6 protein-coding genes are annotated in these 6,806 nt (G+C 67.4%); 3 read left to right on the top strand and 3 right to left on the bottom strand.

Annotated features, from left to right (window positions below; translation table 11 throughout):
* The first annotated feature begins 1 nt into the window (after nucleotide 1).
* Together KDH83_RS08800 and KDH83_RS08805 are read left to right on the top strand one after the other, a co-directional pair.
* Entirely contained in the window at nucleotides 2–871 is an 870-nt protein-coding gene (locus KDH83_RS08800) for a MoxR family ATPase (RefSeq protein WP_212314505.1), read from the top strand.
* Between the two features lie 19 nt (nucleotides 872–890).
* Nucleotides 891–2,063 carry a VWA domain-containing protein gene (locus tag KDH83_RS08805; protein WP_212314507.1) on the top strand — a complete coding sequence of 391 codons (1,173 nt, stop codon included), beginning with the start codon at nucleotides 891–893 and terminating at the stop codon, nucleotides 2,061–2,063.
* Between the two features lie 36 nt (nucleotides 2,064–2,099).
* Here KDH83_RS08805 and KDH83_RS08810 read toward each other — a convergent pair whose 3' ends face one another.
* The 3 genes from KDH83_RS08810 to KDH83_RS08820 all read right to left on the bottom strand — a co-directional run bounded on the left by KDH83_RS08810 (nucleotide 2,100) and on the right by KDH83_RS08820 (nucleotide 3,995).
* Nucleotides 2,100–2,657: a GNAT family N-acetyltransferase gene (locus KDH83_RS08810; protein ID WP_212314509.1), complete on the bottom strand. Its 558-nt coding sequence runs from the start codon at nucleotides 2,655–2,657 to the stop codon at nucleotides 2,100–2,102.
* Nucleotides 2,658–2,763: 106 nt separating this feature from the next.
* Nucleotides 2,764–3,141 (bottom strand): hypothetical protein, encoded by a 378-nt coding sequence (locus tag KDH83_RS08815; RefSeq protein WP_212314511.1) that lies wholly within the window; start codon nucleotides 3,139–3,141, stop codon nucleotides 2,764–2,766.
* Nucleotides 3,142–3,392: 251 nt separating this feature from the next.
* On the bottom strand, nucleotides 3,393–3,995 hold the full coding sequence (locus KDH83_RS08820) for a GNAT family N-acetyltransferase (protein WP_212314513.1): 603 nt from the start codon (nucleotides 3,993–3,995) through the stop codon (nucleotides 3,393–3,395).
* A 94-nt stretch (nucleotides 3,996–4,089) separates the two neighbouring features.
* Here KDH83_RS08820 and KDH83_RS08825 point away from each other — a divergent pair.
* The coding region (locus KDH83_RS08825; protein ID WP_212314516.1) for a pitrilysin family protein at nucleotides 4,090–6,806 on the top strand (2,717 nt) is incomplete at its 3' end.

Here is a 6,806-nt window from a genome sequence, read left to right on the forward strand (position 1 = left end):
CATGTCCGCAGCTCATTCCGCAACGCCCGCGCGCTTCGAGGGCACCGATACCTACGTCGCCACCGACGATCTCAAGCTGGCGGTCAACGCCGCACTGACCTTGCAGCGACCGTTGCTGATCAAGGGCGAGCCCGGCACCGGCAAGACCATGCTGGCCGAGGAAGTCGCCCGCGCGCTGGGCCGGCCGCTGCTGCAATGGCACGTGAAGTCCACCACCAAGGCGCACCAGGGCCTGTATGAATACGACGCGGTGTCGCGCCTGCGCGACTCGCAGCTCGGCGACGAGAAGGTCCGCGACATCCGCAACTACATCGTGCAGGGCACGCTGTGGCAGGCCTTTGAAGCGCCGGAGCCCGTGGTGGTGCTGATCGACGAGATCGACAAGGCCGACATCGAATTCCCCAACGACCTGCTGCGCGAACTGGACCGCATGGAATTCCATGTGTACGAAACGCGCCAGACCATCGCCGCGCGCCATCGCCCGCTGGTGATCATCACGTCGAACAACGAGAAGGACCTGCCCGACGCGTTCCTGCGCCGCTGCTTCTTCCACTACATCCGCTTCCCCGACCGCGAGACCATGCGCGAGATCGTGGCCGTGCATTTCCCGGAACTGAAGCAGGACGTGCTGCGCGCCGCGCTGGACAATTTCTTCGCGCTGCGCGAGGCGCCGGGCCTGAAGAAGAAGCCGTCGACGTCCGAACTGCTGGACTGGCTGCGCCTGCTGCTGGCCGAAGACGCCACCGCCGCCGAGATCGACGCGCACGCGGCCGCGGCCGTGCCGCTGATGGCCGGCGCGCTGCTCAAGAACGAGCAGGACATGCACCTGCTCGACCGCCTGGCCGCCATGACCCGCGGACAGCGCCGCTAAGCCTTGCGCCGGCCCCGCCATGCTGATCGATTTCTTCTACCACCTGCGGGCGCACAAGCTGCCCGTCTCGGTCAACGAGTACCTGACGCTGGTGAATGCGCTGCGCCAGGACCTGATGCCGCCGACGCTGGACGATTTCTACTTCCTGGCGCGCGCCACGCTGGTGAAGGATGAATCGCTGTACGACCGCTACGACAAGGCCTTCGGCGCGTACTACAAGGGCATCGCGGCCGCGCTGCCCGAAGGCCGCGAGGTGCCGGCGGACTGGCTGATCAAGCAGTTTGAAAAGAGCCTGACGCCCGAGGAAAAGGCCGCCATCCAGAAGCACGGCTGGGACAAGCTGATGGAGCTGTTCAAGCAGCGGCTCGAAGAACAGAAGGAACGCCACGCCGGCGGCAACAAGTGGGTCGGCACGGGCGGCACCTCGCCGTTCGGCAATGGCGGCTACCATCCCGAGGGCATCCGCGTGGGCGGCGACTCGGCCGGCAACCGCAGCGCGGTCAAGGTCTGGGACATGCGCCAGTTCCGCGACTACGACGACCAGGTCGAACTCGGCACCCGCAACTTCAAGGTGGCGCTGCGCCGGCTGCGGCGCTTCGCGCGCGAAGGCGCCGAGCTGGAGCTGGACCTGGACGACACCATCGCCAGCACCGCGCGCAACGCCGGCCACCTGGACCTGCGCATGGTGCCGGAACGCCACAACACGGTGAAGGTGCTGATGCTGCTGGACGTGGGCGGCAGCATGGACGACCACATCACGCGCGTGGAGGAACTGTTTTCCGCCGCGCGCAGCGAGTTCCGCAACCTGGACGTCTACTACTTCCACAACTGCCCGTACGAAAGCCTGTGGCAGAGCAACCGGCGCCGCAACAACGAGCGTTTCGACACCTGGGACGTGCTGCGCAAGTACAACCCGGACTGGCGGCTCATCATCGTCGGCGACGCCACCATGAGCCCATACGAGATCCTGCAGCCGGGCGGCTCGGTCGAGCACTACAACGCCGAGCCCGGCGCGCTGTGGCTGCGGCGGCTGCTGGACGCCTGGCCCAAGTCGGTCTGGCTCAATCCGGAACCCACCGCGTCCTGGCAATACCGCCAGTCCATCGCGCTGCTGCGCGACATCATGCAGGACCGCATGTACCCCGTGACCGTCGCCGGCCTGGAACAGGCCATGCGCATCCTGTCGAAGTAGTCCGCCCGCGCCGCGCGTCCGGGCGGGTTCAACCCGTCAGCCGTCGACCGGGTTCGCGGGCGTATCCAGCGTCAGCTGGTAGAACGCCAGATCCAGCCAGCGACCGAACTTGAAGCCCGCCTCGCGCAGCGTGCCCGCGTGCTTGAAGCCCAGCTTTTCGTGCAGGCGGATGCTGCCCTGGTTGGCCGCGTCGATGCCGCCGACCAGCACATGCACGTCGCGCTCGCGCGCGCGGGCGATCAGCGCGCGCATCAGCGCCTCGCCCAATCCCAGTCCGCGATGGCGGCCGTCCACATAGACCGAGTGCTCCACCGAATACTTGTACGCGGGCCACGCGCGGAACGTGCCGTAGCTGGCGAAGCCCATCAGCTCGCCCGCCGCGTTCTCGTAGCCGATCACCGGAAAGCCGCCCTTTTGCTTGGCCTGGAACCAGGCATCCATGGACTCGCGCGGCCTGGGCTTGTAGTCGTACAGCGCGGTGGACGTGGCGATGGCATCGTTGAAGATGGCGAGGATCTGGTCGGCATGGCGCTCGAGCGTGCAGTCGACCAGCGTGGCGCCCTCGGGCGCTTGGAATTCGGCGGACGGGTTCATGCGCTGATTGTAGCGATGGCCCACGTCTCGCGATGCCAGCGCGGCGCGAAAAAAAACCGGCGCGAGACGCCGGTTCAAGCAGATGCTGCCGCTTCTGGCCACTCTGTCAGGCGGCGCGGCTCTCCACTGATCCTCCCGCCGCGCCAGCGGAGCGCAGGCCCGGGCAATTGCGCCAGGCCAGTTCGTCCGCGTCCATGTCCAGGTCGAACAGGTCGTTGGCGGCGGGCCAGGGATGCCGGCGCGCGGCCGATCCCTCCATTTCCAGCACATGGCCGGCGAATCCCCTGGGCGAGCCGCCGCATTCGGCGAAGTAGCGGCGCGCGCTCAGGTCGACCACGTAGGTCGTCATGTCATGGGTGAGTATGGCTACGAATTGGCCGTCGTCGCTGGCATAGGCGTATTGAAACTGTCCTTTGATCAGCTCGCCGCTCATGGGCCGGCCGGTCAGTTGGGACAAGGCACGCGTGACGATCTCGGTCAGCATGGGTCGTTCCTCCGAAAGATGCGCCGGCAGGATGCCGGCGGCGAAGGCGCGAACACAAGCACCGGCGCCGCGATGAACCAGCGGCGTCTGGCGTTGGACGGGAAACCTGCTAAGCGGCTGTCGCGCACCCCGTCTGCAACAGGTGATACGGTGCGGACAGCTTACACCCGTGACCGGGCGGTCTTCAAATCCACCGCGCCGCGCCTGCTTGCTGCATCGCAACACGGTATGACCGCGCGCCGCGCGGACCGTTATGCGGCCGCGACCGGCGCGTAGCGGTCCCCATCACCATCGCGATCGGACGCCGCGCGCCAGTCCTGCTGCCGCAACCGATACAGGACATGCAGGCTGAGCGGATGGTCCTCGGCCAAGGCGGGATGCCGGAACGGGACGGGATCCTCGCGCATGCCCAGCTTCGCCATCACCGCGCGCGAGCGCCGGTTTTCCACCACCGTGAACGCGACGATCTCGGGCGCGCGCAACTGCTCGAAACCCACCCTCAGCGCGGCCTGCGCGGCCTCGGCCGCATAGCCGCGCCCCCAGTATGGGCGCGCCAGCCGCCAGGCGATCTCGATGCCAGGCGCGAAAGGCAGTGCGGACGACAGCGGCCGGATGCCGACGAAACCGATAAACGGCGCCACGCCCGGCGCTTCGACCGCCCAGACGCCCCAGCCATGCTCATCGATTTCGGCCGCCAGCCGGTCCGCCAGCGCGTCGCTCTGCGCGGCGTCCAACGGCACCAGGAATTCAGTGACTTGCGGATCGGCGTTCAGCTCAGCGAAAGACTGGCGGTCGGCGGCGCGCCATTGTCGCAGCAGCAGGCGCGGCGTTTCGATTTCCAGAGACAGGGACATGCGGGATTCCTTGGATGCGCGGCCCGGAACAGCCTGAACCTATCGCACCGTATACACTCCAACGGATTCTGCCATGACAAAGGAATGATTCGCCATGCGCCTGTCCCTGTCGAAGCTGCCGCGCCCATTGGGCACGCTGCTGTTCACCTCCTTCCTGGCCTTCCAGGCCGGCGCCGCCAGCCTGCCGGCCGGCGTCACGGAGGCCGCCTCGATCGAAGGCATCACCGAGTACCGCCTCGGCAACGGCCTGCGGGTGCTGCTGGTGCCGGACGAATCCAAGCCGTCCACCACCGTCAACATGACCTACCTGGTCGGCTCGCGCAACGAGAACTACGGCCAGACCGGCATGGCCCACCTGCTGGAGCACATGCTGTTCAAGGGCACGTCCACCACGCGCAACGCGATGGGCGAGTTCTCGCGCCGCGGCCTGCAGGCCAACGGCTCGACCTCCGGCGACCGCACCAACTACTTCGCCAGCTTCGCCGCCAACCCCGAGACGCTCAAGTGGTACCTGGGCTGGCAGGCCGATGCCATGGTCAACTCGCTGATCGCCAAGGAAGACCTGGACTCGGAAATGACCGTGGTCCGCAATGAAATGGAAAGCGGCGAGAACAGCCCGTCCCGCATCCTGATGCAGAAGATGCAGGCGGCCGCGTTCCAGTGGCACAGCTACGGCAAGAACACCATCGGCGCGCGCTCCGACGTGGAAAACGTCGACATCGGCCAGCTGCGCGCCTTCTATCATCAGTACTACCAGCCCGACAACGCCGTGCTGATCGTGGCCGGCAAGTTCGACCCGCAGGCCACGCTCGCCGACATCGAGGAAACGCTGGGCAAGCTGCCCAAGCCCGAACGCGCGCTGCCGCGCGAGTACACGGTGGAGCCGGTGCAGGACGGCGAACGCTCGGTGACGCTGCGCCGCACGGGCGGCACGCCGCTGGTCGCGGCCATGTATCACATCCCCGCCGCGGGCAGCGCCGACTTCGTGCCGCTGGACCTGGCCGCCACCATCCTGGCCGATACGCCTTCCGGCCGCCTGTACCACGCGCTGGTGCCCACCAAGATGGCCTCGGGCGTGTTCGGCTTCACCATGGAGCAGCTCGATCCCGGCCTGGCCATGTTCGGCGCGCAGCTGTCGCCAGGCAAGAACATGGACGCGGCGCTCAAGACGCTGACCGCCACGCTCGAAACGCTGGACAAGAAGCCCTTCACCGCGCAGGAACTGGAACGCGCGCGCAGCAAGTGGCTGACCTCGTGGGAACAGGTGTACAGCGATCCCGAGCAGGTCGGCGTGGCGCTGTCCGAAGCCATCGCCGCCGGCGATTGGCGCCTGTTCTTCCTGCAGCGCGACCGCGCCCGCAAGGCCACGCTGGGCGAAGTGCAGAAGGCGGCCACGTCCTACCTGGTGCAGAGCAACCGCATCGAGGGCCGCTACCTGCCCACCGAAAAGCCGCAGCGCGCGCCGCAGACGCAGCGCGTGGACCTGAGCGAGGTCTTCAAGGACTACAAGGGCGACCCGGACTTCAAGAGCGCGTCGGCCTTCGATCCCTCGCCCGCCAACATCGACAAGCTGACGCTGCGCAAGAAGCTGGACCTGCCCAACGGCCCCGTGCAGCTGGCGCTGTTGCCCAAGGCCACGCGCGGCAACCGCGTGCAGGCGCAGATGCAGATTCAGTTCGGTACCGCGCAGGACCTGCGCGGCCAGCGCGTCAATGCCGCCGCCGTGGCTGACCAGCTCAACCGCGGCACGGCCAAGCTCTCGCGCCAGGACATCCAGGATCGCCTGGACAGGCTGCAGGCCGAGCTGGGCTTCTCGGGCTCGGGCACCACGCTGCGCATCGCCATGTCCACCAAGGGCGAGAACCTGCCCGAGCTGACCACGCTGGCGCTGGACATCGTCCGCAACGCCAACTTCCCGAAGGACCAGCTGGAGGAGTACCAGCGCCAGCTCGAAACCTCGATCCGCAACGCCATGACCGAGCCCTCGGCGCTGGCCTCGCGCGCCCTGGCCCGCCAGGACAATCCGTGGCCCGCCGATGACCTGCGTTACGTGCCGACCTTCGACGAAGCGCTGGCCAGCGCCAGCGGCCTGAACCGCGATGCCCTGGCGAAATTCCACGCCAGGTTCTACGGCGCCGGCAACATCGAGTACTCGGCCGTGGGCGACTTCCAGCCCGAAGCCATCGAGAAGGCCATCAAGGCCGGCCTGGCCGGCTGGAAACGCGCGCCCGCCTATGAGCGCGTGGCCAATCCGTACCGCGAGATCGCCGCGCAGCGCTTCGACATCGAGACGCCCGACAAGGCCAACGCCTTCTACCTGTCGCGCATGCCGCTGAAGCTGCAGGACAGCGACGCCGACTACGCGGCGCTGTACCTGGCCAACTACCTGTTCGGCGCCTCGGAAACCTCGCGCCTGTGGAACCGCGTGCGCGAAACCGAAGGCCTGTCCTACAACGTGCGCAGCTCGCTGTCGGTGTCGGCGTTCGAGCCGAACGCCTCGTGGAGCATCTACGCCATCTACGCGCCGCAGAACCGCGAGCGCCTGGAAAAGGCGGTGGGCGAGGAACTGGCCCGCGTGCTGAAGGACGGCTTCTCGGACAAGGAGATCTCCGACGGCATCACCGCCCTGCTGAACTACCGCAACCTCGCCCGCGCGCAGGATGACGTGGTGGCCGGCGTGTGGCTGGACTACCTGGAGCGCGGACGCACCTTCGCCTGGTCGGCCGACATGGACAAGAAGATCTCCGCGCTGACGCCCGACGTGGTGAACGCGGCCATGCGCAAGTACCTGCGCCCGGACGCCTTCAGCAC

Origin of the sequence: Achromobacter sp. Marseille-Q0513 (assembly GCF_018195695.1) — a bacterium.
In the GTDB taxonomy this organism is placed as follows: Bacteria; Pseudomonadota; Gammaproteobacteria; order Burkholderiales; family Burkholderiaceae_B; genus Achromobacter.

Bases quoted from the DNA above. Each gene is read 5' to 3' on its own strand.
- KDH83_RS08820 (WP_212314513.1), bottom strand. From the start codon at position 3,995: ATGTCCCTGTCTCTGGAAATCGAAACGCCGCGCCTGCTGCTGCGACAA.
- KDH83_RS08800 (WP_212314505.1), top strand. From the start codon at position 2: ATGTCCGCAGCTCATTCCGCAACGCCCGCGCGCTTCGAGGGCACCGAT.
- KDH83_RS08810 (WP_212314509.1), bottom strand. From the start codon at position 2,657: ATGAACCCGTCCGCCGAATTCCAAGCGCCCGAGGGCGCCACGCTGGTC.
- KDH83_RS08815 (WP_212314511.1), bottom strand. From the start codon at position 3,141: ATGCTGACCGAGATCGTCACGCGTGCCTTGTCCCAACTGACCGGCCGG.
- KDH83_RS08805 (WP_212314507.1), top strand. From the start codon at position 891: ATGCTGATCGATTTCTTCTACCACCTGCGGGCGCACAAGCTGCCCGTC.